Origin of the sequence: Pseudomonas sp. NPDC088368, from assembly GCF_044753445.1 — a bacterium.
In the GTDB taxonomy this organism is placed as follows: Bacteria; Pseudomonadota; Gammaproteobacteria; order Pseudomonadales; family Pseudomonadaceae; genus Aquipseudomonas; species Aquipseudomonas bambusae.
The window spans coordinates 136,865-159,071 of record NZ_JBIVNG010000004.1; the positions used below are offsets into that span (position 1 = coordinate 136,865).

Sequence of the window (22,207 nt, forward strand, 5' to 3'; positions counted from 1 at the left end):
TGCGCTTAATCGCCTGTTAATGCCCAGGCGAGACCCTGCTTACGTTCATCGACTCTCCCTTGGCATTCACGGCTCCTGAATGCATCACCCGATAGACCCGCTCATAGCGTCGGGTCATCGGGTTTTTTATGGCCCATTGATTGTCGCTTTGCACCGACCGAGTGGCTTTTCTGGCCGGTGCCGGCAGGTACATCCCCCTCGATTTCGCGTCCAAAGACAACCGCCTGACGCTGAAATAGCCGGGCTAGACATCCCAGTCGCTAACATCATTGGAGGTGATGTTGAGTATGTTCAGACGTGGTTTTTCAATAGTGCGCTGACCGAATAGATTGGCTCCAACGAAACGAATTAACCCCCCTTACTTACGATTCTCTGGAGATTGAAATGATGAAAAAGTCCATCGCCTTCGGTTTTGCACTGTCGATCCTGGCTGCCGGTTCTGCGTTCGCCGCCCCTGAAAAAACGTATCAGCGCGCGATTGTCGACGCGACCAATGTGTCGACGCTGGATAGCAAAGTCGCTAGCAAAGATGCTGTCAAACCCTTTGATACCAAGGCTTCCAGCACCGTGATCGTTGCTGAGAACCGCAAAGAGTTCGGTTCGGGCTATCAGCGCTACTGATTAAAGGTGCAGGCTTAGTCCTACCTGAGCGCACTCACCAAAACCCGGCCAAGGCCGGGTTTTTTCATGTGCGCGGTGCGGCTTATATAAGAACTTTATGGGTCCTATAGTAAGCGGTCTATCATCAGTGCACGTGATGTTCAGCATAAACAACGATGTTTTTTAATGTCCTGACGAAGCGCTTAGATTGAATCCAACGCAGCGATTCAACTAACTTCCCGGAGAGACTCATCATGAAAAAATCCATCGTCCTTGGCTTCGCCCTTTCGGTTCTGGCCGCTACTTCAGCTTTCGCCAGCCCTCAGCCGTCTACTGCTGGCCAGACCATCGTGCTTGAGCCCACTTACATCCACGCAACCACCGTCGATGCCAAAGCGGCTGATAAAACCAGCATCAAGCCGTTCACCGCTCAATCGTCCAGCACCGTGATCGTTGCCGACAACCGCAAAGAATTCGGTTCGAGCTATCAACGGTATTGAGTGATGAAGGTTGCACCAAAATCAAAAGCCCGGCAGATGCCGGGCTTTTTGTTTGTTCGAGCGTTTGAGGGTTTACAGGGTATGTCTGTAACCATGACGCTTATTTACGATTCGACCCCCACGGATCAATGACGTCCAGGCCTGCGGCCTCATAGGGCGCAGTGTCTCTGGACGCAATGGTAAAGCCCCGAGCATTGGCGATGGCGGCGATATAGCCATCCGGTGTCGGAAATCCGCGACCATTGCGGCGAGCGAGGACCGCCAGCCTGGCGTAATGGCGGGCGGCGTCGGCATCGAAGGGCAGCACGCGCTTTTCGAACAATGCCAAAAGCTCCTCAACGGCCAGCGATAACATGTCCCTGCGTCGCCCTTCGGGGAGTGCCGCAATCCCGAACAGCATCTCCGCCACGGTGACACTGGAGATGAACAGAGTTTCAGCATGTTGCGCATTGAGCCAGCCACGCACTGCAGGGTCGGGTTGCGGTCTTAATGTCTCGCTCAATACGTTGGTATCCAGAACGATCATTCAAACCCCATTGGCTCGGCAGGTTTTTGATCATGGGTCTGGCTCATTGCGTCCACATCCTCATCACTCAGATGGAACCGACGGCCTATGTTCATCAGCGCGTCCCCCATCAGCAGACGGGATTCGGGACTGACGGCCTGCGCCAGAATGGCTCGGACTTCGGCCTCTGTGCTACGGCCATGCTCTGCGGCGCGCATGCGCAGGGCGCGATGCACTTCGTCAGGCACGTTGCGAACAGTTAACACTGCCATCGTGTGATCTCCCTTGCTTTCAATGACTGCACTATTGATCATATGCTGTCATTTTTCAACGCAGAGGCGATGGAGGGTTTCTCCGCCATGGGTGACAACGGCTCTTGCCCCAACAGTCCAACCCGCATATCCAACCCACTCGGCTGCTGATACACACCCAACCCAAACTCCGGCAACACGGCCAACAGGTAATCGAAAATATCCCCCTGTATCCGCTCGTAATCCGCCCAACTCGTCGTGCGGGTGAAACAGTAGATTTCCAGTGGGACGCCCTGAGCCGTGGTTTCCATCTGGCGGACCATGCACGTCATGTCGGGGTGAATGTCCGGATGGCTTTTCAGGTAGGCGAGGGCGTAGGCGCGAAAGGTGCCGAGATTAGTGATGCGACGGCGGTTGGCGGAGAGTTCGGCGACGTTGCCTTGCGCTTCGTTCCAGGCCTTGAGTTCGGCTTTTTTACGGCCCATGTAATCGGTTAAAAGGCGGACCTGAGTGAGTTTTTGCTCTTCGGCCTCGGCAACGAACCGCACACCGCTGGCGTCGATGAACAGGCTGCGTTTGATTCGTCGGCCACCCGCCTGCTGCATTCCGCGCCAGTTCTTGAAGGACTCGGACATGAGGCGCCAGGTTGGAATCGAGACGATGGTTTTATCGAAATTTTGCACCTTGACCGTGTGCAGCGTGATGTCCACCACATCGCCGTCGGCGCCGACCTGAGGCATTTCGATCCAGTCGCCGACCCGCAGCATGTCGTTGCTGGTCAGTTGCACGCTGGCGACGAACGACAGCAGCGTGTCCTTGTACACCAACAGAATCACCGCCGACATCGCACCCAGGCCTGACAGCAGCAACAGCGGCGAGCGGTCGATCAGCGTAGCGACGATGATGATCGCGGCGAACACGTAGAGAATCATTTTCGCCAGTTGCACATAGCCCTTGATCGAGCGCGTGCGGGCATGTTCGGTGCGGGCATAGATGTCGAGCATGGCGTTGAGCAGTGCGCCGACAGTGAGCATCAGGAACAGAATGGTGAAGGCCAGTGCCACATTGCCCAGTACATGAGCAGCGGCGGGGCTGAGGTCTGGCACCAGATTGAGGCCGAATTGAATGACCAGTGAGGGCGTCATTTGCGCCAGGCGATGGAAGACTTTGTTGTGCAGGAAGTCATTGAGCCAGAACAGCGCGGGCTGACGACCGAGGGCTTTCATCGCGTACAGAATGATGAAACGCACCAGTCGGCCCAAGGCGAGGGCGGCGACCAGCAGCATCACCAAACCCAGCGCCGTGCGCAGCATGGGTTGGTGTTCAAGCAGGTCCCAGACTTCCTGGACGCGGAGCCAGAGGGAGAGGTGTCCATGGGCGCAAGATCTCCTGAATGAAAAACGGGGCGGGATTAGAGCATTGTCAGGATGCTCAAGGGGCAGAAGGGCAAATCCCGTAACAAAATAGGCCCTTTGAGGTAAAGAAACTCGGCGAAGTCGGCTTAAACCGGTAACCTATGCGACTGTTTTTTTGTATTCCGCCGAGGTAACACCCGTGTTCTCCCAATTCGCCCTGCACGAACGCCTGCTCAAAGCCGTGGCCGAACTCAATTTCGTCGAGCCTACGCCTGTGCAAACAGCGGCCATTCCGCTGGCGCTGGAAGGACGCGATCTGCGGGTGACGGCGCAAACCGGCAGCGGCAAGACGGCCGCGTTCGTATTACCGATGCTCAATCGCCTGATCGGCCCGGCCAAGGTTCGCGTCGACATCCGCGCGCTGATCCTGCTGCCGACCCGTGAGCTGGCACAGCAGACCCTCAAGGAAGTCGAGCGGTTTTCCCAGTTCACGTTCATCAAGGCCGGTCTGATCACCGGTGGCGAAGACTTCAAAGTTCAGGCCGCCATGCTGCGCAAGGTGCCGGATATTCTGATCGGCACGCCGGGTCGTCTGCTGGAGCAGTTGAATGCCGGCAATCTGGACCTCAAGCACGTTGAATTGCTCGTCCTCGACGAAGCCGACCGCATGCTCGACATGGGCTTTGCCGAAGACGTCGAGCGCCTGGCCAACGAATGCGCCAACCGTCAGCAAACCATGTTGTTCTCTGCCACCACCGGCGGTTCGGGCCTGCGCGAGATGATCGGCAAGGTGCTGAATAACCCTGAGCACCTGCAGGTCAACAGCGTCAGCGAACTGGCTCCGGGCACCCGTCAGCAGATCATCACTGCCGACCACAACGTGCACAAAGAGCAGGTGCTGAACTGGCTGCTGGCCAATGAGACGTACCAGAAGGCGATAATCTTCACCAACACCCGTGCGATGGCTGACCGCATTTACGGTCGTCTGGTGGCGCTGGAATACAAGACCTTTGTGCTCCACGGCGACAAAGACCAGAAAGACCGCAAGCTGGCGATTGACCGCCTGAAGCAGGGCGGCGTCAAGATTCTGGTCGCCACCGACGTGGCGGCCCGTGGTCTGGACGTTGATGGCCTGGACATGGTCATCAACTTCGACATGCCACGCACCGGCGACGATTACGTTCATCGCATCGGCCGTACGGGTCGTGCAGGGGCGGAAGGGCTGGCGATCTCGCTGATCACCCACGGTGACTGGAACCTGATGTCCAGCATCGAGCGCTACCTGAAACAGAAATTCGAGCGCCGCACCATCAAGGAAGTGAAGGGCACGTACACCGGTCCGAAGAAGGTCAAGGCGTCGGGCAAGGCTGTTGGGGTGAAGAAGAAAAAGACTGACGCCAAGGGTGACAAGAAGAAAACCGCCGCCAAGGGCCCGACCAAGCGCAAGACGGTGAACCGTCCGAAAGCCGAGTCGCTGGTGAGCCAGGACGGTTTAGCGCCGCTGAAAAAACGCGTGACCCGTCCGCCGGTTTCCGAGTAAACGTCAGCACCAATGACGTGACGGTGGGAGCGAACTCATTCGCGAAAAAAGGGCGCAACCGATAGAGAAATATCGGTTGTACCCCTACCTCACGAATCCATTGACTCCGACAGTGAGCTGTAGGAGCGGGTCATTCCGCGTCAGAATTGGCACCCGCGACGCAAATCATCCCTCTGCTTTCTTCGCCGCCTCATCCATCTCCTTCAACCGCTGATCTATCAACTGGCATTTGTCCGGCACGTCCTTCGCTGACGTCTCCAGTTGCATGTCTTTGATCTCCTGATTCAACTCCTTCGCCTTCGCAGGGTTCTGCTGCGTTAGCTTGTGTACTTCCTGCGCCAGTTGTTCACGCTTGGCTTCAGCCTCTTCCGGTGTGCACGCCCAGACCGATGTGCACGCGAGCAGCGTCAGTGCGGCGGTGATGCTCATCAGGGTTTTCATGATTGCCTCGGTATCTCTTGCCTGCGTAAGGAGTGGAGGGGGCGCTGGAGGCAAAAGTTCAGCGCGAAGCCGCTGGGCGCGTGGGCTGAACGGCTGCGAGTGAGGCCGGTCACACCTTCTGAGCACCGCCGCCCGACGACCGGATGTCGCGGGCTTTCATCCCTGCTCCTGGAGGTTGGAAGATGTCTGACAAATATGACTGGGACTTGATCGAGCGACTGTTGCATGAAGTCCAAAACAGCGCTGATAAACCGTTTGCCCCGCGCAAATACGCCGAAGAGCATGCCGCGGCCAGGGCGGCTGCCGGTGACAATACCGGGGATCTGGACGCGTTGAAAAAGCGTGCTGCCGATCTGGAGTCGTTGCTGTTCAAGAACGGGTTCATAGAATCGCGGCCAGAGGAAGAGGGCGGCAATGGCGAGAATTTTGTGTTGACGCAACGAGGCTCACGGCTATTGGCGATGATCGAAAGCGGAATCCCGGGCGATGCCCCTCCGCGTCAGGTACTGGACGAGCAGGCCGATGCCCTTGATCCGGCGACCTTCGACAAGGTGTCGTTGAAAGCGCAGGTAGCGCCGGGCGCTATTTGACGTCTTGTCTGGCATGCCGGGGTGGCGCACTCAACATCGCCGCCGTCGGCAAGCCAGACTGCTACAAAGAAAGAATCACGACGCTTTTTTCACCCCTTTCAAACAGCTCAGGTTGGTAAAGTCCTGCCGCACATCCGCGATCTTTGCCAGCAGCTTCTGTCGCTGATCAGGCGAGCTTTGCGCCATCAAATCCGTGATTAACGAAATGGCCGCCTGCTCGGTGTGGTCGTAGGCGGCCCGATACCCCGGTGTCCAGAACGTCTCGCGATCCTGCAGCAACCGAGCGATTCTCTGATCGAAATCCGGCGCCTGTCGCTGTTTGACGGCCGTCACCAGTAGCGATTGCCAATGGGCGCGGTTTTCGATCCAGACCCGGTTTTGCTCGCCCAGTGACGTCGACCATTGCATCACGCGATCCCGTTGCAACGAACTGAGTTTACCCACCCATGGGTTCAGGCGTTTCTCCATGCGCTGCGCCCTGTCCCTGATCTGCTGATCCAAGGGCTGATCGACGTATTCCGCTTCATGCTTGCTCAAGTCCTTGGCGAACGCGGCCTCCATCTCGGTAACCTGCTGATCGTCCAATTGGCGCAGCAACTCGACCGCCGACGGCGTGATTTCATGGGAGATGGTAGCAATGGCCTGACGAGCCTCGGCGGTGCGCGCCTTGAGCTGGGTTTCATTGACCTGATTGGTTTCGACCATGTTTTGCAGGCGGTCAAGCCACGTGAGGTAGTCAGGAATTTGCGTGGTGCAATGCCAGGTCAGGTGTTCCTTGAGGCGCTCGTCGAGCCAGTCTTTCTGATTCGAGTGCATCGCCAGATAGTCGCTGAGTGACCACGGAATGATCAGGTCCAGATGCCGGTACGTCAGACCAATCTGGCTACACCCTGCGACGAGCAGCAGGCTGAGCCACAGCGAAATACAGGTCTTCAACACAATGCGCATGTCCGCTCCTTGCCGGTTCGTCTCCTTTTTATAGAGCGAGTCAGGACAAGGCGGTTCAGCCGATCAGAAGAACGAGCGGACGATCTTGAGGGTCACTGCGCTTTCGCACTGGGTGTTATGCCCACTGTAAGCGCTGCAATCGGCACCATTGAGGCTGGAGCCGCTGTACATCAGATTCATGTCCATTCCGAGCCACGGGCGGGAGATATTGAAGGACCAGTCGTTGTAGCCGCTGACCACACCGCCGCCGTCGATGACCGTGGGCGCGTCAAGCTGGTGATTGCCGTATTGCATGCGCAGGTCCAGCCCCAACGGTATGAAACCGCCCAATGCGCCAAGGTCGAGAAACAGCGTGCTGTCCTGACGCCCGGCGTCGGTGCTCACGGCGGTGCCGATGCGGCTGTCAAAAATTCGAAAACCGGCGTACAGCTCGTGGCTGTCGATCTGACTGGTATTGGGGTAGCTGTAGCGGATCACGCCCAGCTCGTAGCCCAGGGTTTTGTCGAAGGGTTTCTTGAAGCCCAGGTAGGAATCGACTTCAAGGGTGGTGTTCGGCGCCAGGCCTGCGCTGGGCGACCACTGGCCGAAGTAGAAACCACTTTCGTGGGTGAGGTCCAGGCCACCGTGGAACTTCGAGTCTCCCGCGCTTGGCGTCACCAGCCCCTGAGCCATTGAGCGGCTGGGCGTGGTGCCGAGTTTGAGACTGAAGTCTCCGAGGTCACGTTCCAGAACCTGAGCCCGAGCGGGGGGATGGATCAATAGCGCACCTGTCAGAAGCGCGCCGGTCCAGCGGGTAAAACAGCGAGCATAAGGCATGCTTCACTCCTGTTTGGATTCAGAGGAGTGGATCGAAGGTACTTATCTGAATGATGGGCGCAACGCAGGAGCGCCGATAAGAACCGCGAGCTAGAGCCTCGCAAGCATACCGGCGAATGCGCGCATGAATCGACCGCTGGTCGATTCATGGCAGAAAATTTGAACTTCGCGATCAGTTATTTTGTGAAATCAACTTGTTGACCACGATCAGCGCTTGAGGAAATGACGGGTAACCACTCTTGGCGACGTCCAGTTCGTCGTACTTCGCCCGGTAGCTACGGGCCTTGTCCTGATCTACAGAACCGGACAGTTGCGCGAGCAGCGCGATGGCCAGCGGGTATTTCTTGTCGGCGGAGCTCTGCAGCAAATCATGCACCTGCGAGCCTTCAGGGTTCAGCCGCAGTTGCAGCACCGCCTGATAAAACTCGGCTTCCCCGGTCTTGTCCTGTTTGGCTGCACGGCTCAGCAATGCGCTCGCCAGTTCGTAGCTGTCCTGACGACGCTCGTTGATGATCCACTTGGCCTGCAACATGTCGTTCTGATAGAGCAGGTAGTCGGATCGGCAACCGCTGCCAACCGTCGTGACATCGCAGCCCTTTGTTGCACAGCCACCCAATCCAAGACAGAGCAAGGCGCTGAAAAACATCCATTTCTTCATATCGGATTTCCGCTGAGACGTCGGGTCATTCAGGGCATCGTCCGGCCTGTCACCTACAGCCGCCAATCGAAGACGAGTGGCCTGTGTCGAGACAGTAAAGCAGAGCTTTGTAGAAGCGGGCTTAATGATTCGGGGAGCGATGGACCTGGCGCCTTGTGATCAAAGCGCCTGGATGTCGACCGCGGAGGCGGGGAAAAATTTACTTTTTACCGAGGGAGATCTGTTTCGATGTGCCGAAGGTCTGGCCGCTGACGCCTTTTGCGATCTGCTGGATTTCGCCGCCGGACTTCAGGAAAGCCGCGATTTGTGCGTTGATCGAATCGCTGGTCTCAACGGCAGGAGCTGGCTTGGCTTTCGAGTTGGATGCTTTTACGCGCATGGCTGCAATTGACCTATATAAATTTAATACGGCCGGCCATCTTATCGGAATACGCGGGAAATTGCGCGGTAAATATACAGCCTGTGGGGGAGGACGGTATTGACTGCGACGCAAATCATGCCTTGGGAATACCCGCTAACTGCCTGTTTTAATTGCGTGGGCATCACCAAAATGCGACCCGCGATGGGTGAAAATTTTTCGCGAAATCGTTGAGTCGATCTGACGAATGGAGACGATTTCCCTTTTCTCTGGCCGCCTGCCTCCACCAATGCCTTGATTTCCAAGGCCCGCAACGCCTGCTGAGAAACGGCCCTCGGACGACCGGCCAGACCGCGCCAATCTCGGGTAGAATGCCGCCCACGCAATGAGGGTATTTGGACATGGCTTTAGTCGGGCGCTACAACAGTTTGCAAGTGGTTAAACACACTAACTTCGGTTTATATCTGGACGGTGCGCAGGACGGCGAAATATTGCTGCCCAATCGCTATATTCCCAAAGATATTCCCAGTGAAGACGAAGACTGGTTAAACGTCTTCATTTATCTGGACAGTGATGACAAGTTAATTGCCACCACGGAAAAACCGAAAGTTCAGGTCGGCGAATTCGCCAGTCTCAAAGTGGTGGAAGTGAACAGCATCGGCATCTTCCTGGACTGGGGGTTGCCCAAGGACCTGCTGCTGCCGTACTCCGAAGAAAAGCGTCCGCTAAAAGCCGGGGATTATTGCGTGGTGCATGTCTATCTCGACAAGCACACCCGCCGCATCACCGCCACGTCGCGGCTGGACCGCTATCTGGACAAAGTGCCTGCCAACTACGCTGTGGGGCAGGAAGTGGACCTGCTCGTGGTTGAAGAAACGTCCATGGGCTTCAAGGCCGTGATCAACAACAAGCATTGGGGCCTGATTCACAAGAATGAAGTGTTCAAGTTCCTGCGTTCCGGCAAACAGGAAAAAGGCTTCATCAAGGAAATACGCAGCGACGGCAACATCAGCCTCAGCTTGCAACCCGTGGGCGAACAACTGGCGAGCAGTCTGAACACCAAGATTCTCGACAAGTTGCGCCAGAACAACGGCGTGCTGCCCGTCAGCGACAAGAGCGATCCGGCGGTTATCAGCAACCTGTTCGGGGTCAGCAAAGGCAACTTCAAGAAAGCCATTGGCGCGTTGTACAAACAGGGCCAGATCGTGATTCACGCGGACCGTATCGAACTGGTCTGATTCACGCCATTCCCGCGGCTCGCATCGCCGTCGAGAGAAAGCGCAACGTTTTTTGCAGCTATCGTCGATGAACGCGGGTCACAGCCAATGAGCGCGCCAACCGGTGCGACTCATGGCTTGCTCGGGGTGTGCCCATGAAACGATTTCTCAGCGCTTATCTGTCCACGCTCGCAGCGTTTCTGGTGCTCGACGGCCTCTGGCTTGGTGTATTGATGGGACCGACCTATCGCGCCTGGCTGGGGCCGTTGATGCTGGAAACCCCTGTGACTTTCCCGGCGCTGCTGTTCTACCTGGTCTACATCGTGGGCATCGTGCTGATCGGCGTGTTGCCAGGTGTGAGGGCTGGCAGCCTCAAATACGCAGCAGGATACAGCGCGTTGCTCGGGCTGATGGCCTACGGGACCTATGACTTGACCAACTGGGCGACCTTGCAGGGCTGGCCTTCGCAACTGGCGCTGGTGGACTGGGCGTGGGGAACATTCGCGTCGGGTGTGGCAGGGGCGGTGGGGTATTGGGCCGTGCGCAGGTTCACTGTTCAGGCGATATGAATCTGTAGGAGCGAATTCATTCGCGAAGGCATTTCAGGCGACGCATCGCATCGGCTGGACCATTTTCGCGAATGAATTCGCTCTTACAGAGTGATGCGTACAAGGCCGGTGAGCCTGGGTATGCCGTCGATTACTTCTGCACAAACCCCGCAAAACTCAGATTCGCGCCCTTAGGACGCATGTCCTTGAGGTACGAATCCTTGTCCGCTGACAGCTCCAGGCTGACCGTGGACTTGCGTTTGCCTTCGTTGCGAATCACCACTCCGTCCTTTTGCTCACGCAGGAACTTGGTCGTCACCTTGAGGTGAATCAGCTCGTCGGTGCTCGGCGTGTGCAGCAGCAGATGCAGCCATTCGTATTGACCGACCGCCAGACGCGCGACGGGAAGGTCGAACCACCAGATGTTGCGCTTGGGGTCTAGTGCGGCGAAATGGGTGTTGTTGGTGCCCAGCACGGCGCCGCCCAATTGCTCATTGCGGCGCGCGATGGCCTGCTGCTTGTCGATTTTCATAACGTTCCTGTGTAGCGCTTTCTCGTGATCCTGAGGGTGTATCCGCTGAAAGGGCAGGATAGTCACAATCCGGTTCGGCCGCGCATTCTCCGGGGTTGTCCGGCAAACATAAAGCCCAAACTGGATCTGGCGTTGAAAAGCCTCACAGCCGATGAAAAAACCGCCTCTGAAATAATTGAAACTCTCGCGGACGGGGGCCGGTCAATGCTTATGTCGAGGTTATGACACCTGATTCTTACCGAGGAGAAACACGATGAGCAGCACTGGCGATAAAGTCAAAGGCATGGCCAACGAAGCAGCCGGTAATGTCAAACAAGGCGTCGGTAAAGTCACCGACAACGACAAACTCAAAGCCGAGGGTAAGGCGCAAGAGCTGAAGGGCGAAGCGCAACAAGCGGTTGGCAAAACCAAAGATGCCGTGAAAAAAGGCGTCGACAAGGCCTGATGGCCTGCGCGCTTCGGCTTCGGGCCCTGACGAGGAGCCTCAAGCGAATACCCGCATGACCTGTAGCGGCCATCCTTTGATGGCCGTTATTGTGTCCGGCCCAAAACATTCTGCAACAGACATCCTGCAACGTATTCACCGTGGCAAAAGTGCTTAACTGGATGTAAAAAGCCGCCCCGTTCCAGAGGGCATATGGAATTTCAAAGCGTTTGCCCGCTCGTATAGGTAATGTGCTTCAGATACGTCTACGTCGCGAAAGGAGACGCCATGATATTCCCGGATTTGCGCCAGCTACGTGTGAGAACCGTGTTGGTCAGAACGGTCAAAGAGTTTCTTGACGACGAGATGTCGACCTACGCCTCGGCGTTGGCTTATCAGATGTTGTTCTCGCTGTTCCCGTTCCTGCTGTTCCTGATTGCCCTGATCGGCTTCCTGCATTTGCCCGATTTCTTCAGCTGGCTGCGCCTGCAGTCGGAACTAGTCTTGCCGCCCGTGGCGCTGGATCAGGTCAACCCCGTGATTGACCAGTTGCAACAATCCAAGGGTGGCTTGCTGTCCATCGGTATCGTGATCGCCCTGTGGTCGGCTTCTGCGGGCGTGCGGTTGATGATGAGCGCGATGAACGCCGCCTATGACGTTGCCGAAGGACGTCCGGTCTGGAAGCGCATTCCGCTGTCGGTGTTGTACACCGTAGGCTTCGCCGGGATGCTGCTGACCACCGCCGCGCTGATGGTGACCGGCCCTCAGGTGATGAGCTGGCTCGCCGCGCAGATCGGCATGGAAGAGTTCATCGTTACGCTGTGGACGCTGCTGCGTTGGCCAGTGATCATCATTTTGCTGATGGTCTCGGTGGCGACCATGTATTACCTGATGCCTGACGTGAAGCAGGAATTCCGCTTCATCTCGCCCGGTTCGGTGTTGGCAGTGGTGGTGTGGATCGTGGCCTCGCTGGGCTTTGCCTATTACGTGAAGACGTTCGCTAACTACGACGCCATGTACGGCAGCATTGGGGCGATCATTGTTCTGCTCCTGTATTTCTACATTTCCGCTTCGGTCTTGCTGCTGGGCGCAGAGATGAATGCCGTGATCGAGCACATGTCCGAAGAAGGCAAGGCCAAGGGTGAAAAAGTGGCGGGCGATGGCGGTGAAAATGCCGATGGCGAGACCGTGATTGCGAAGAAGCATGTCTCGGGTCTGGGACGGGATCACACCCACGATCACGATCATGATTACGAACCGGCGCTGCAGCCTCTGCAACCGCTCAAAACCGATAAACCCTGATCGATCCTTGTGGCAGGATGCGCATCTGACCGGCGCATCCGCCCCTTTCGAAAGGTTCTTCCATGATTCGCGAAATTCTGAAAATGGGCGATGAGCGCCTGCTGCGCATTGCGCCGCCCGTACCCCAGTCGATGTTCGGCTCGCGTGAGCTGAACACCCTGATTGACGACATGTTCGAAACCATGCGCAGCGTGGGGGGCGTCGGGTTGGCCGCGCCGCAGATTGGCGTCGATCTGCAACTGGTGATCTTCGGTTTCGAGCGCAGTGAGCGTTACCCGGATGCCGAGGCCGTGCCGCAGACCATTCTGCTCAACCCGCTGATCACGCCGCTGGAACCGACTGTGGAAGAAGGCTGGGAAGGGTGTCTGTCCGTGCCAGGTTTACGCGGTGTGGTCGAGCGTTACGAGCACATCCGCTATGAAGGGTTCGATCCCGATGGCAAGGCGATTCAGCGCGAAGCGCGAGGGTTTCACGCACGGGTAGTGCAGCATGAATGCGATCACCTGATCGGTCGTCTGTACCCCTCGCGGGTCAAGGATTTCACCCGCTTCGGCTTCACCGAGGTGCTGTTCCCCGATATGGACCCGAATGCGGATGATTGATCGCGGTATATGAAGTGAAATGCGATCGCATTGTGGGAGCCAGCAAGCTGGCCCACAGGTGTTTTTGCGCCCGACAGGCCGTTTTCTTGAAGCCTATTTGCCCGGTTTGACGAACCGCAACGTCATTCGGTCCGACTCGCCAATCGCCAGGTATTTGTCCTTGTCCTGATCACCTTTCACCAACGCGGGCGGGAGGGTCCAGACGCCCTCGGGGTAGTCCTTGGTGTCCTTGGGGTTGGCATTCACTTCGCTTTGATCCGCCAGCTTGAACCCCGCCGCTTCAGCCAGTTTCACCACGTAATCGGTGGGCAGGTAGCCGTTCTTTTCATTGTCCTTGGCCGTGGTGCCCGGCTTGGCCCGATGGTCGACCACGCCCAACGTCCCGCCCGGTTTTAGCACGGTGTAAAACGCCTTGAACGTGGCGGCTTCATTGCCTTCATCGACCCAGTTGTGCACGTTGCGGAAGGTCAGCACGGTGTCCGCCGAACCAGGCTTGCCGAAAACCGGGGCCTTGGGGGCATACGCTACGACATCGACCTTGCCGTAATGCGCAGGGTCAGCGGCGTATTTCTGCCGGAGGCTCTCGGCGGATTTTTTCGCGTAATCGCTTTCCGAAGGGTCGACGATGGCGGCGACGTAATGGCCTTTGTCCTTGAGCAAGGGGGCCAACACTTCGCTGTACCAGCCATTGCCCGGCGTGATTTCGATGACGGTCTGATCGGTGCGCACGCCGAAGAAGGTCAGCGTCTGTTCCGGATGCCGGTACTGATCGCGGGCCGCATTTTTGGGCACGCGCCAGTCGCCCTTGAGCACTGTGGCGAACTGTTCATGGCTGATGTTTGACGCGGAAGCAGGTGCGGCGGCAGTGGCCAGTGACGACCCGAAAAGGGCCGCGAGAGAGACGGCTAACAGCGTGATTTTCATGTGCATCCCGGTTAACGGCAGGAAGTGATGGCCGAGGCTAGCACGCACGCTTGAGGGGCGCGTGGCACTTTTGGTTTGGTCGTCATAACCAAACGATCTACATCTTTCCCGGTCTCGATGTACAACGTTGTATCGGTCATGTGCAGAATTGCGGGGCCGCTTTTTCCTTATGTGCGGGGCGCGGGGATTCGAGTATTCCTTGGCGAACTTCACACCCGACCGGTATCCCGACATGGCTCAAGGCTACGCAGAATTAAGGATGTACGTTGCCCCTGACCGCGTGCGCGAGGCGCAGGAGCAATGGGTGAGCCGCGTGCTGGAATTGCTCGGGGCAGAACCCCTGGACGCCCAGCCGCTCGATTTGCCGCAGCTGTGGCTTTCGCCGCGTTTGTTGATCACGCAAACCTGCGGCTACCCGCTGATGACCCAACTGCGGGGGCAGGTTCAGGTGGTGGGGCGTCCGGTGTATCAACTGCCCCACAGCGCTGATGGCAACCATTGCAGCGTGCTGGTGGCACGGGCCGATGATGCGCGTGGGCGGCTGGAGGATTTCCGCGGCAGTCACGGGCTGCTCAACTCCCGGGACTCCAATTCCGGCATGAACCTGTTTCGCCACGCGTTGGCACCGCTGCAAGAAGGCGGCACTTTCTTCGCCCAGGTGTCGTTGACGGGGGGGCATCGCAACAGCCTCACCGCGATCAAGGAAGGGCACGGGGATCTCGCCGCCATCGACAGCGTGACCTTCGATTATCTCGCTCGGGATCACAGCGAGGAGGTCGCGGGGGTGAAGGTGATCGGGCGCACCGCCGAGGGGCCATGCTTGCCCTATATCACCCGCCTCGGCGCTGATGCCGGGGCGATTCGGGCCGCGTTGAATCAGGCCCTCAAAGCCCTGCCGCACGTTGCGCAGGTGCTGGCGATCAGCGAGGTGCTGCCCGCCCGCGAAGAGGATTACCAGGTGCTGCTCGATTACGAACAACACGCGCAACGCCTGGGATTGCCAGCGTTGTGAGCCGCCGCGCAGATCACAGGTTGGGAGCCGATGTGAAAAAACTGAAACCTGTGACGTGCGCGCAGGTCTTGAATGAAACGTGTGCTGTGCCGAAGCCGACCGAGCCTGCCGTGTGAGGGGCTTGATCGCTGACGATGTGACCGACCTCATTAACCAGAACTAAAAAGAGACAACCATGACATCGATCAAACACTTGCTGGGCGGCTCGCTGCTCGCGTTGGCGGTTCTGACCCAGCCCGCGCACAGCGCTGAAAAGACCACGCCCATTCACTTCGGCGACATCACTTGGGAAAGCGGCAGCCTGATCACAGAAGTCCTGCGGACTATCGTCGAGAAGGGTTACGGTTACCCGACCGACAAGCTGCCAGGCAGCACGGTCAGCCTCGAAGCGGCGCTGGCCAAGAACGACATTCAAGTGATCGGTGAAGAGTGGGCCGGTCGCAGCCCCGCGTGGGTGAAAGCGGAGTCCGAAGGCAAGGTCTACGGCCTCGGCAACATCGTCAAAGGCGCCACCGAAGGCTGGTGGGTGCCGGAATTCGTGATCAAGGGTGACCCGGAAAAAGGCATCAAACCCTTGGCGCCGGACCTCAAGTCGGTGGCTGACCTGCCCAAGTACAAAGACGTTTTTAAAGACCCGGAAGACCCGAGCAAGGGCCGGTTCCTCAACAGCCCGACGGGTTGGACCTCTGAAATCGTCAACACCCAGAAGCTCAAGGCGTACAAGCTCAACGATACCTACGTGAACTTCCGCACCGGCTCGGGCGCAGCACTGGACGCGGAAATCGCCTCGTCCATTCGCCGTAACAAACCGGTGCTGTTCTACTACTGGTCGCCAACGCCGTTGCTGGGCCGTTTCAAGCTGATCAAGCTGGAAGAGCCGCCATTCAACGAAGCCGCGTGGAAGACGCTGTCCGATGCCTCCAACCCGAACCCGATCGGCTCGGCCTCATTGGCCGCGCACTTGGCCATTGGCGTGTCCGAGCCGTTCCACAAGCAATATCCAGAGCTGGTGAGCTTCTTCGAGAAGGTCGATCTGCCGATTGATCAACTGAACAAAACCCTGGGTGAAATGAGCGAGAAACGTCTGGAGCCGGATGCGGTGGCCAAGACGTTCCTGAAAGACCACCCGGAAATCTGGACTGCGTGGGTGCCTGCTGACATCGCGAAGAAGGTCTCGGCGGGGTTGTAAGTCGTTTCGAGCAATTCCCCTTGTGGGCACGAGCTTGCCCACAGAGGCGGATTCCAGAAACCACAGGGATGTGGATGTTCTGGCCCCTTGGTGATCAAGCCCACTCCCTTCTGTGCCAGGCTTGCAGGCTGCAATCTCCTCTCAACCTTGCTCCAAATCTGTGGTCTCACCCCAGAGCGCACCGCTCGCCTTGCGCCGGGGAGGCGTTTGATCGGCTGGTAAACCGCCATTCAACTGCTAGCGTTCGGGGGAGTCAGTGAGTTGATCACACACATAAAAGTCGCCGGGGAGAGGACATGGGATATAGCAGATCGACTGCGTTGACGATTTTGAACATAGCGGCCGGAGGGCTTTTTGGCGTATTGGTGGGGGCGTCAGGCTGTGCGCTGGCCGGCGACACCGCTCCCGATCCATCAGCCTCGCGCCCAGCACAACCTTCCGTTCAACCACCGGCCAACGCTTCTACAGCTCCCGATGCGATGGCATTCGTCAAAGATCATCATTTGGGCGAGAGCCTCGGCTGGTTGGGGTATCAGGTGGCGTCGCGCACTGTGACGTTCACCACCATCGTCGAAGCCGTCGGGCGCACCAAGGCTCAGGAAATCGTCAAGGACGAACTTCAGTATTTGCAGCCCCAGTATCAGCAGGAATGGGATCGAAACCTCGCCGCTGCCTACTCGACTTCGTTCACCCCTGAAGAACTGACGGCCCTCGACGCGGGTGATCCGCCGCCTGACATCGCCAATAAATTCCGCGCCAAGCAGCGCGACGTCGGCATGGACATGAAAGGCCGTTCCAGCGAGTTGCTCAAAGTCTATGTGTCGACCGCGCTGGACAACGCGCTGAAAAAAGCCAAGCCTTGAGGCGTCGGGTTCTGCAAGCAGCGTCCGGCCTATTTTTTGATCGACAGGGGAAGGAGAGACCATGGACCCATTCATGCAGGCAGCCATCGACGAAGCGCAGAAGGGGCTGGACGAGGGTGGCATTCCCATCGGCTCGGTGATCGTCCACGACGGCAAGATCATTGGTCGCGGTCATAACCGTCGAGTGCAAGAAGGCAGCGCAATCAAGCACGGCGAAATGGACGCGTTCGAAAACGCCGGACGCCAGCCTGCCAGGGTTTACCGCGAAGCCACGCTCTACACAACCCTGTCACCCTGCGCGATGTGCAGCGGCGCGATCCTGCTGTATGGCATTCGCAAGATCATCGTCGGCGAGAACGAGACGTTCATGGGTGAAGAAGCACTCTTGCGCTCGCGAGGCGTGCAAGTGGACGTGGTGCACAACGCCACCTGCATCGGGCTGATGAAGCAATTCATCGCCGACAAGCCTGAATTGTGGAATGAGGATATCGGCGAATAAATGTTGGCGGATGATTGATCCTGTGGGAGCGAATTCATTCGCGAAGACGTCAGTACAATCGACAGAGATTTATTGACTGATCGTCCGTTTCGCGAATGGATTCGCCCCCACAGGTGCGTAGTGTTCCCGAGTGATGGCTTAATCCAGCCGCAACGTCGAATTGAACTGACTGATCGCATCCACCACATGCCGCGATCCCTGCTGGATTTCCAGAATCACTTCCCCGGCCTCATTGGCCAGTTCCACCCCGGTACCCGTCCTGCTGAGACTCGACTGCATGCTCGACACCGCGCTCTTGGCCAGTTCGTTGTTCTGTCGCACCACGTCCACAATCTCGATGGTCGCCTTGCTGGTTCGCGCTGCCAGCCCTCGCACTTCATCGGCCACCACCGCAAACCCACGCCCGTGCTCTCCCGCGCGTGCGGCCTCGATGGCCGCGTTGAGGGCCAAGAGGTTGGTCTGATCGGCAATCCCGCGAATGGTCTGGACGATGGTGGCGATGATTTCCGACTGTTTGTTCACTGCATCGATGCTGCGCGCCGCCTCGTTGAGGTCATTGGAAATCTGCTCAATCACCTCCACCGTTTGCTGCACCACGCTGGAACCTTTCTGCGCACAGGCGTCAGTGCGCACCGAGGTGTCGTGGGCGGTGGTGGCGGCGTTGCGCTGCACGGTCACTTGTTCAGTGATGTCGCTGGCGAATTTCACCACTTTGTACAGACGCCCCTTGGCATCGAACAGCGGGTTGTACGTCGCTTCGAGATAGACCGTCTGACCGTGCTTATCGACCCGCTCGAAACGATGAGCGTGGTATTCGCCGCGATTGAGCGATGCCCAGAACGCCTTGTACGCCGGGGACTCCACTTCGGCGCGGGTGCAAAACAGGCTGTGGTGCTGACCCACGATCTCGGCCAGCGTGTAATGCATGGTCTTGAGGAAGTTTTCGTTGGCCGTGATGACCCGACCGTCAGGGGAGAACTCGATCATCGCCATCGAGCGGCCGATCGCGCAGATCATGCTCTGGTTTTCGTGGCTCTTGTGCGCCCGAGCGGTGATGTCCGACGCCACTTTGATCACGCTTTGAACCCTGCCGTCGGTGTCATAGACCGGCATGTAGCTCGCTTCCAGCCAGATTTCCCGTCCGGATTTGTCCAGACGCATGAACTCGCCGCACAGCGGTTCGCCACGGGCCAGGTCGCGCCACAATTTGCCGTAGGCCTCGCTGTCGCAGAACGCTTTCTCGCAAAAGATCCGGTGATGCTTGCCCACCAGCTCACCCGGCTGATAGCCCATGGTGAGACAAAAATTCTCATTGGCGTCGAGGATGATGCCATCCGGCGTGAATTCGATCATGGCCATGGAACGACTGATCGCCGCCAGCTTGGCCTTCGACTGGCACAGCGCGGCGGTGGAAACTTGTAACTCGGCTTCGACAGCCTTGCGGACGGAATTGAACATGGGCCAGACACCTCGATAATTACGAAAACGCGGTCAACGCGACCGTCTTCCTTGATTGGCTGATACGGAAATCGACCTGAGGGCGTCGTGCATGAGTCATGGCGGTATGACATCGCACGGCAATGAGCACTGCCGAAAAGGGCTGCCGGGCGCGTAATAGAAGGGTTGGGGAATGTTAAAACATGTGAATACCAGTCGTCTGATCACAATCGAAGCGATCAGCGGTAGTCGATTTGCGGGGTGACCGAGCGTGTCCATATGCGGCGCCTGACTTCCATAGTCGATGACTGTTGCAGCCCGGGCACGGCGCGCTGTCAGCGCCAAGCCACGTTGGATCAGAGCATAGTCAACGTCATGACGGTTGCAATCCGAATAGTGGCAATTTCACATTCGATTGCGTTGGAATTCACAAATGACCACATAAAACTGCGCCGTCTTCAGGAAGGACAGCGCGACGGTGGAGTAAGTCAGTGCTGTGAATGGGCCGCGCCGAACAGCTGGACCTGGTGCAATTGGCCGTTCTGCTCGATGAGCCGGATCGGTGCTGTGCCGCCGGGCATCACCACCTCCACCAGCCCCGCCTCGACCCAGCCGCAGAGCCAGGCCGCCGACGCGACCGCGCTGGCGCTGGTCCCGGAAGAGGCGGTCGGCCCTTCGCCGCGCTCGAACACCCGCGCCATGATCCGGTTGGGGGCGATGCGCGTGGCCCATTGCAGGTTGATGCCAGCTGGGCAGGGGTCGCCATCACCGAATTCGCCCGCAGCGAAGGCGATGCAAGTCAGGGCATCGTTGAGAGGGGCGTCGTGCAGCGCCTCGAAACCGGGCAGGGACTGCACGTCCGGGACCAGCGTCACGCAATGAGGGTTGCCAACTCTGACGAACACGCTGGTGTGCCAGTGAGGGTGCAGCGTGGCGAGCCGTTCGACGCGATTGACCGGCGCGTCATTGTGCGTGGTCTCGCTGACGCCTGGCCCGATGGCCCCGACCGCTTTCGCCCCAAAGCCCGGCGTGCCGATGTCCAGCCAGAACCCCGACACGTTGTCGATCACAGCGGGCATCGCTTGCGTCGGCACCGGGCTGGCGGAGTCGGCGCTGTCGTGATGCACCCGTAGCGTGAACGTCTGATCCAGCGGTGTGCGACCGGTGTCGGCCAAGGATTGCGAGAAGATGGTCAGCCCGTTGCCACTGCGCTCGGCGAGGGTGGCGTCAGTGTTGACGATCAGCACGTCGAACGGCGCTGTGTCCTGAAACGGACCGACCAAGAGACCGTCGGAGCGATGAGCCTTGCTGCCCGCCGGCCGCTGGCCTTCAGGCCAGTCACAGATCGCCGCCACCGCCTGAGGCGCCCAGCTTAGACGCGCCAGCGCGGCGTCGGCGGCAGACAGCGGCACATTAACACCCAGCGCACGCAGGGCTTCAGGGGAAATCACGGCGTAGATATTGCCGCGCGCGTCGTAGAAAGGGGCCATGGCGGGGTCCGGGAGACGTGTTGAAGACCGGCATTAAATCACACCACCAACGTCAACCACGCCGATGCCACCAGCAGCAATGCCATGACTTGATTGAACCGTTTCATGCTCTGCGGCGAACGGAAAAACTTCGCAGCGCTCACGCCCAGGTAGGCCCACGCCGCCATGCACGGGATCGCCACCAGAAAGAACGTCAGCGACAGCCACATCACCCGCAGCATCCGATCCGCGTCAGTCCCGGCAAACACGCTCACCACGGCCAGCGCCATCATCCAGGTTTTCGGGTTGACCAGTTGCAGGCTGGCGGCACTCCAAAGCCCCAGTCGCGGCCCAGTGCTCGCTTGGTCAGGATCAATGGCCTCGGCGGGCGCGCTGAAAATCTGCCACGCCAGCCAGGTCAGCCAGGCGATGCCGACCCACGCCATCACCGTCTGCACTTGATGATGACGGGCCAGCACGTCGCCCAGCCCCGTGCCGACGACCAACACCAGCAACGCCGCCCCGGCGCAGCCCCCCACGACGATCGGCAGCGTACGCAGCAGTCCGTATCGGGAGCTGTTGGTCAGCACCAGAATGTTGGTCGGGCCAGGGGTGATCGAAGAGACGAACGCGAACAGCAGGAACGGCAGAAAGGTTTGCATGGGGAACAACTCGGCAGCGAAGGATCATGCCGTGATGATCGCGGCGCGGGCGGGTGTCAGTCTGGAAGATTTGAGCAGCGCTTGCGGTAGTCGGCAGGTGTCATGCGGTAGGCGCGCTGAAACCAGCGGCCCAAATGGCTCTGGTCGGCAAACCCCAGCGCCGCCGCGACATCGACCGGCAGTTCACCCCGGGCCAGCAGTCGGCGGGCGCGGGTCAGGCGCAGTTGAATGAGGTAGGCATGGGGCGCCAATCCGAAGGCGGCCTTGAACGCCCGGCTCAAGCGAAAACGGTCGACGCCGGTCACCGTCGCCAAATCGTCAAGACCGATGTCCTGATGCAGATGACTGTGAAGATAATCCCGCGCCCGTTGCGCCACCAGCGGCAAGCGCGGATCGGGATTGATCAGCGCACGCCAGCGCAAATGGTCCGTGAGACTCGATAAAAGGTTGTCCAGCGCGGTCTGGCGTACGATGCGCAGCTCGCCACTGTGCATGGCTTCGAAGGCGTTCGCAGTGGCGATGGCCAGTCGGTTGTCGTCGGCCAGGGTCGCGGCAAAGCTGACGTGCCCGTTGTCCGGCGCCTCTTCGAATTGGGCGCGCAACTCCCGGTCCATCCAGTGCGGGTCGAGGTACAGCGTGCGGTAGGTGAAGCCGTCCGCTTCCGGCGCGTGTCCGTCATGAATTTCGCCCGGTTCGAGCAGAAACACTTTGCCCGGCGTGCTGTTGTGCTGCTGACGACGGCAGTTGAATTGCTGCACGCCTTGCTCGGTGATGCCCACCAAATAACTGTCGTGCCAATGCGGGTCGTACGCATGCCCTTCGAAATGCGCGCGCACCGTCTCGATGCCGGACAAAGCGTCCTGCTTGAGATCGATCCAGTTGCGTTCGGGCATGTAGACTCCTGAAAAAAGAGGCACGGCTGCACACGTTAGCGCCCAGCCTACCCTCAGGTCTGGAAGATTTGT

The 22,207-nt window shown here is 58.6% G+C and carries 27 protein-coding genes and 1 pseudogene; 13 read left to right on the plus strand and 15 right to left on the minus strand.

Annotation, left to right across the window (positions count from 1 at the left end):
- Window positions 1-387 precede the first annotated feature (387 nt).
- Together ACIQAL_RS09665 and ACIQAL_RS09670 are read left to right on the plus strand one after the other, a co-directional pair.
- Complete coding sequence (locus ACIQAL_RS09665) at window positions 388-621, plus strand: hypothetical protein (protein ID WP_401144780.1); 234 nt, start codon at window positions 388-390, stop codon at window positions 619-621.
- Window positions 622-854: 233 nt separating this feature from the next.
- Window positions 855-1,100 carry a hypothetical protein gene (locus ACIQAL_RS09670; protein ID WP_401144782.1) on the plus strand — a complete coding sequence of 82 codons (246 nt, stop codon included), beginning with the start codon at window positions 855-857 and terminating at the stop codon, window positions 1,098-1,100.
- 100 nt (window positions 1,101-1,200) lie between these two features.
- Here ACIQAL_RS09670 and ACIQAL_RS09675 read toward each other — a convergent pair whose 3' ends face one another.
- Genes ACIQAL_RS09675 through ACIQAL_RS09685 form a run of 3 tightly spaced genes read right to left on the minus strand, consistent with a single transcriptional unit; the run spans window position 1,201 to window position 3,187 of the window.
- On the minus strand, window positions 1,201-1,626 hold the full coding sequence (locus ACIQAL_RS09675) for a type II toxin-antitoxin system VapC family toxin (protein ID WP_401144784.1): 426 nt from the start codon (window positions 1,624-1,626) through the stop codon (window positions 1,201-1,203).
- The gene (locus ACIQAL_RS09680) at window positions 1,623-1,877 is read right to left on the minus strand and encodes a FitA-like ribbon-helix-helix domain-containing protein (RefSeq protein ID WP_401144786.1); all 255 of its coding nucleotides are present in this window, start codon (window positions 1,875-1,877) and stop codon (window positions 1,623-1,625) included. The genes ACIQAL_RS09675 and ACIQAL_RS09680 overlap by 4 nt, the downstream gene beginning before the upstream one ends.
- Window positions 1,878-1,915: 38 nt before the next feature.
- On the minus strand, window positions 1,916-3,187 hold the full coding sequence (locus tag ACIQAL_RS09685) for a mechanosensitive ion channel family protein (protein ID WP_401145305.1): 1,272 nt from the start codon (window positions 3,185-3,187) through the stop codon (window positions 1,916-1,918).
- 223 nt (window positions 3,188-3,410) lie between these two features.
- Between ACIQAL_RS09685 and ACIQAL_RS09690 the strand changes: the two genes are divergently transcribed.
- On the plus strand, window positions 3,411-4,751 hold the full coding sequence (locus ACIQAL_RS09690) for a DEAD/DEAH box helicase (protein WP_341962913.1): 1,341 nt from the start codon (window positions 3,411-3,413) through the stop codon (window positions 4,749-4,751).
- A gap of 165 nt (window positions 4,752-4,916) precedes the next feature.
- On the opposite strand, the gene ACIQAL_RS09695 is transcribed toward ACIQAL_RS09690, so the two are convergent.
- Window positions 4,917-5,192 carry a hypothetical protein gene (locus ACIQAL_RS09695; protein ID WP_401144788.1) on the minus strand — a complete coding sequence of 92 codons (276 nt, stop codon included), beginning with the start codon at window positions 5,190-5,192 and terminating at the stop codon, window positions 4,917-4,919.
- A 182-nt stretch (window positions 5,193-5,374) separates the two neighbouring features.
- Between ACIQAL_RS09695 and ACIQAL_RS09700 the strand changes: the two genes are divergently transcribed.
- A complete protein-coding gene (locus tag ACIQAL_RS09700) occupies window positions 5,375-5,782 on the plus strand; it encodes a transcriptional regulator (protein ID WP_166597584.1) in 408 nt (135 codons plus the stop codon).
- A 75-nt stretch (window positions 5,783-5,857) separates the two neighbouring features.
- Here ACIQAL_RS09700 and ACIQAL_RS09705 read toward each other — a convergent pair whose 3' ends face one another.
- The 4 genes from ACIQAL_RS09705 to ACIQAL_RS09720 form a co-directional block, all read right to left on the minus strand.
- The gene (locus ACIQAL_RS09705) at window positions 5,858-6,730 is read right to left on the minus strand and encodes a DUF6279 family lipoprotein (RefSeq protein WP_401144790.1); all 873 of its coding nucleotides are present in this window, start codon (window positions 6,728-6,730) and stop codon (window positions 5,858-5,860) included.
- A 63-nt stretch (window positions 6,731-6,793) separates the two neighbouring features.
- Complete coding sequence (locus ACIQAL_RS09710) at window positions 6,794-7,546, minus strand: TorF family putative porin (protein ID WP_401144792.1); 753 nt, start codon at window positions 7,544-7,546, stop codon at window positions 6,794-6,796.
- Window positions 7,547-7,718: 172 nt separating this feature from the next.
- Window positions 7,719-8,204, minus strand: a complete 486-nt coding sequence (locus ACIQAL_RS09715; RefSeq protein WP_341962920.1) for a hypothetical protein — start codon at window positions 8,202-8,204, stop codon at window positions 7,719-7,721.
- Window positions 8,205-8,403: 199 nt separating this feature from the next.
- On the minus strand, window positions 8,404-8,583 hold the full coding sequence (locus ACIQAL_RS09720; RefSeq protein ID WP_166597588.1) for a hypothetical protein: 180 nt from the start codon (window positions 8,581-8,583) through the stop codon (window positions 8,404-8,406).
- Window positions 8,584-8,963: 380 nt separating this feature from the next.
- On the opposite strand from ACIQAL_RS09720, the gene ACIQAL_RS09725 reads away from it, so the two are divergent.
- Entirely contained in the window at window positions 8,964-9,800 is an 837-nt protein-coding gene (locus ACIQAL_RS09725) for a S1 RNA-binding domain-containing protein (RefSeq protein WP_401144794.1), read from the plus strand.
- A gap of 134 nt (window positions 9,801-9,934) precedes the next feature.
- On the plus strand, window positions 9,935-10,348 hold the full coding sequence (locus ACIQAL_RS09730; protein ID WP_401144796.1) for a DUF2177 family protein: 414 nt from the start codon (window positions 9,935-9,937) through the stop codon (window positions 10,346-10,348).
- 130 nt (window positions 10,349-10,478) lie between these two features.
- On the opposite strand, the gene ACIQAL_RS09735 is transcribed toward ACIQAL_RS09730, so the two are convergent.
- A complete protein-coding gene (locus ACIQAL_RS09735; RefSeq protein ID WP_401144798.1) occupies window positions 10,479-10,859 on the minus strand; it encodes a hypothetical protein in 381 nt (126 codons plus the stop codon).
- 253 nt (window positions 10,860-11,112) lie between these two features.
- Here ACIQAL_RS09735 and ACIQAL_RS09740 point away from each other — a divergent pair, with 253 nt between their 5' ends.
- The 3 genes from ACIQAL_RS09740 to def all read left to right on the plus strand — a co-directional run bounded on the left by ACIQAL_RS09740 (window position 11,113) and on the right by def (window position 13,187).
- Window positions 11,113-11,304, plus strand: coding sequence for a CsbD family protein (locus ACIQAL_RS09740; RefSeq protein ID WP_166597592.1), 192 nt, complete (start codon window positions 11,113-11,115; stop codon window positions 11,302-11,304).
- A gap of 267 nt (window positions 11,305-11,571) precedes the next feature.
- Window positions 11,572-12,585 carry a YihY/virulence factor BrkB family protein gene (locus ACIQAL_RS09745; protein ID WP_401144800.1) on the plus strand — a complete coding sequence of 338 codons (1,014 nt, stop codon included), beginning with the start codon at window positions 11,572-11,574 and terminating at the stop codon, window positions 12,583-12,585.
- 62 nt (window positions 12,586-12,647) lie between these two features.
- On the plus strand, window positions 12,648-13,187 hold the full coding sequence (def, locus tag ACIQAL_RS09750; RefSeq protein ID WP_401144802.1) for a peptide deformylase: 540 nt from the start codon (window positions 12,648-12,650) through the stop codon (window positions 13,185-13,187).
- Window positions 13,188-13,280: 93 nt separating this feature from the next.
- On the opposite strand, the gene ACIQAL_RS09755 is transcribed toward def, so the two are convergent.
- Window positions 13,281-14,111, minus strand: coding sequence for a class I SAM-dependent methyltransferase (locus ACIQAL_RS09755; protein ID WP_401144804.1), 831 nt, complete (start codon window positions 14,109-14,111; stop codon window positions 13,281-13,283).
- A 259-nt stretch (window positions 14,112-14,370) separates the two neighbouring features.
- Between ACIQAL_RS09755 and ACIQAL_RS09760 the strand changes: the two genes are divergently transcribed.
- From ACIQAL_RS09760 to ACIQAL_RS09775, 4 genes are all read left to right on the plus strand, one after another.
- Window positions 14,371-15,123: a phosphate/phosphite/phosphonate ABC transporter substrate-binding protein gene (locus tag ACIQAL_RS09760; RefSeq protein ID WP_401144806.1), complete on the plus strand. Its 753-nt coding sequence runs from the start codon at window positions 14,371-14,373 to the stop codon at window positions 15,121-15,123.
- Window positions 15,124-15,298: 175 nt separating this feature from the next.
- A complete protein-coding gene (locus ACIQAL_RS09765; protein WP_166597597.1) occupies window positions 15,299-16,312 on the plus strand; it encodes an ABC transporter substrate-binding protein in 1,014 nt (337 codons plus the stop codon).
- A gap of 479 nt (window positions 16,313-16,791) precedes the next feature.
- Entirely contained in the window at window positions 16,792-17,175 is a 384-nt protein-coding gene (locus ACIQAL_RS09770; protein ID WP_401144808.1) for a hypothetical protein, read from the plus strand.
- Window positions 17,176-17,236: 61 nt separating this feature from the next.
- Entirely contained in the window at window positions 17,237-17,674 is a 438-nt protein-coding gene (locus ACIQAL_RS09775; protein WP_166597599.1) for a nucleoside deaminase, read from the plus strand.
- A gap of 138 nt (window positions 17,675-17,812) precedes the next feature.
- Here ACIQAL_RS09775 and ACIQAL_RS09780 read toward each other — a convergent pair whose 3' ends face one another.
- The 5 genes and pseudogenes from ACIQAL_RS09780 to ACIQAL_RS09800 form a co-directional block, all read right to left on the minus strand.
- A complete protein-coding gene (locus ACIQAL_RS09780; RefSeq protein WP_371928604.1) occupies window positions 17,813-18,352 on the minus strand; it encodes a methyl-accepting chemotaxis protein in 540 nt (179 codons plus the stop codon).
- Window positions 18,347-19,132 (minus strand): annotated as a pseudogene (locus ACIQAL_RS09785) (PAS domain-containing protein); the annotation flags it as partial. The pseudogene ACIQAL_RS09785 and the gene ACIQAL_RS09780, both read right to left, overlap by 6 nt.
- A 467-nt stretch (window positions 19,133-19,599) precedes the next feature.
- On the minus strand, window positions 19,600-20,601 hold the full coding sequence (locus ACIQAL_RS09790; RefSeq protein WP_401144811.1) for a diaminopimelate epimerase: 1,002 nt from the start codon (window positions 20,599-20,601) through the stop codon (window positions 19,600-19,602).
- Between the two features lie 38 nt (window positions 20,602-20,639).
- Window positions 20,640-21,242, minus strand: coding sequence for a LysE family translocator (locus tag ACIQAL_RS09795; protein ID WP_401144812.1), 603 nt, complete (start codon window positions 21,240-21,242; stop codon window positions 20,640-20,642).
- 56 nt (window positions 21,243-21,298) lie between these two features.
- On the minus strand, window positions 21,299-22,135 hold the full coding sequence (locus ACIQAL_RS09800) for an AraC family transcriptional regulator (protein WP_341962937.1): 837 nt from the start codon (window positions 22,133-22,135) through the stop codon (window positions 21,299-21,301).
- Between the last annotated feature and the right edge of the window lie 72 nt (window positions 22,136-22,207).

Coding starts and splice junctions, on each gene's coding strand:
- ACIQAL_RS09680 (WP_401144786.1), bottom strand. CDS start 1,877: ATGGCAGTGTTAACTGTTCGCAACGTGCCTGACGAAGTGCATCGCGCC.
- ACIQAL_RS09715 (WP_341962920.1), bottom strand. CDS start 8,204: ATGAAGAAATGGATGTTTTTCAGCGCCTTGCTCTGTCTTGGATTGGGT.
- ACIQAL_RS09720 (WP_166597588.1), bottom strand. CDS start 8,583: ATGCGCGTAAAAGCATCCAACTCGAAAGCCAAGCCAGCTCCTGCCGTT.
- ACIQAL_RS09755 (WP_401144804.1), bottom strand. CDS start 14,111: ATGAAAATCACGCTGTTAGCCGTCTCTCTCGCGGCCCTTTTCGGGTCG.
- ACIQAL_RS09760 (WP_401144806.1), top strand. CDS start 14,371: ATGTACGTTGCCCCTGACCGCGTGCGCGAGGCGCAGGAGCAATGGGTG.
- ACIQAL_RS09795 (WP_401144812.1), bottom strand. CDS start 21,242: ATGCAAACCTTTCTGCCGTTCCTGCTGTTCGCGTTCGTCTCTTCGATC.
- ACIQAL_RS09670 (WP_401144782.1), top strand. CDS start 855: ATGAAAAAATCCATCGTCCTTGGCTTCGCCCTTTCGGTTCTGGCCGCT.
- ACIQAL_RS09790 (WP_401144811.1), bottom strand. CDS start 20,601: ATGGCCCCTTTCTACGACGCGCGCGGCAATATCTACGCCGTGATTTCC.
- ACIQAL_RS09725 (WP_401144794.1), top strand. CDS start 8,964: ATGGCTTTAGTCGGGCGCTACAACAGTTTGCAAGTGGTTAAACACACT.
- ACIQAL_RS09705 (WP_401144790.1), bottom strand. CDS start 6,730: ATGCGCATTGTGTTGAAGACCTGTATTTCGCTGTGGCTCAGCCTGCTG.
- ACIQAL_RS09800 (WP_341962937.1), bottom strand. CDS start 22,135: ATGCCCGAACGCAACTGGATCGATCTCAAGCAGGACGCTTTGTCCGGC.
- ACIQAL_RS09775 (WP_166597599.1), top strand. CDS start 17,237: ATGGACCCATTCATGCAGGCAGCCATCGACGAAGCGCAGAAGGGGCTG.
- ACIQAL_RS09730 (WP_401144796.1), top strand. CDS start 9,935: ATGAAACGATTTCTCAGCGCTTATCTGTCCACGCTCGCAGCGTTTCTG.
- ACIQAL_RS09675 (WP_401144784.1), bottom strand. CDS start 1,626: ATGATCGTTCTGGATACCAACGTATTGAGCGAGACATTAAGACCGCAA.
- ACIQAL_RS09740 (WP_166597592.1), top strand. CDS start 11,113: ATGAGCAGCACTGGCGATAAAGTCAAAGGCATGGCCAACGAAGCAGCC.
- ACIQAL_RS09745 (WP_401144800.1), top strand. CDS start 11,572: ATGATATTCCCGGATTTGCGCCAGCTACGTGTGAGAACCGTGTTGGTC.
- ACIQAL_RS09665 (WP_401144780.1), top strand. CDS start 388: ATGAAAAAGTCCATCGCCTTCGGTTTTGCACTGTCGATCCTGGCTGCC.
- ACIQAL_RS09770 (WP_401144808.1), top strand. CDS start 16,792: ATGGCATTCGTCAAAGATCATCATTTGGGCGAGAGCCTCGGCTGGTTG.
- ACIQAL_RS09765 (WP_166597597.1), top strand. CDS start 15,299: ATGACATCGATCAAACACTTGCTGGGCGGCTCGCTGCTCGCGTTGGCG.
- ACIQAL_RS09695 (WP_401144788.1), bottom strand. CDS start 5,192: ATGAAAACCCTGATGAGCATCACCGCCGCACTGACGCTGCTCGCGTGC.
- ACIQAL_RS09735 (WP_401144798.1), bottom strand. CDS start 10,859: ATGAAAATCGACAAGCAGCAGGCCATCGCGCGCCGCAATGAGCAATTG.
- def (WP_401144802.1), top strand. CDS start 12,648: ATGATTCGCGAAATTCTGAAAATGGGCGATGAGCGCCTGCTGCGCATT.
- ACIQAL_RS09710 (WP_401144792.1), bottom strand. CDS start 7,546: ATGCCTTATGCTCGCTGTTTTACCCGCTGGACCGGCGCGCTTCTGACA.
- ACIQAL_RS09700 (WP_166597584.1), top strand. CDS start 5,375: ATGTCTGACAAATATGACTGGGACTTGATCGAGCGACTGTTGCATGAA.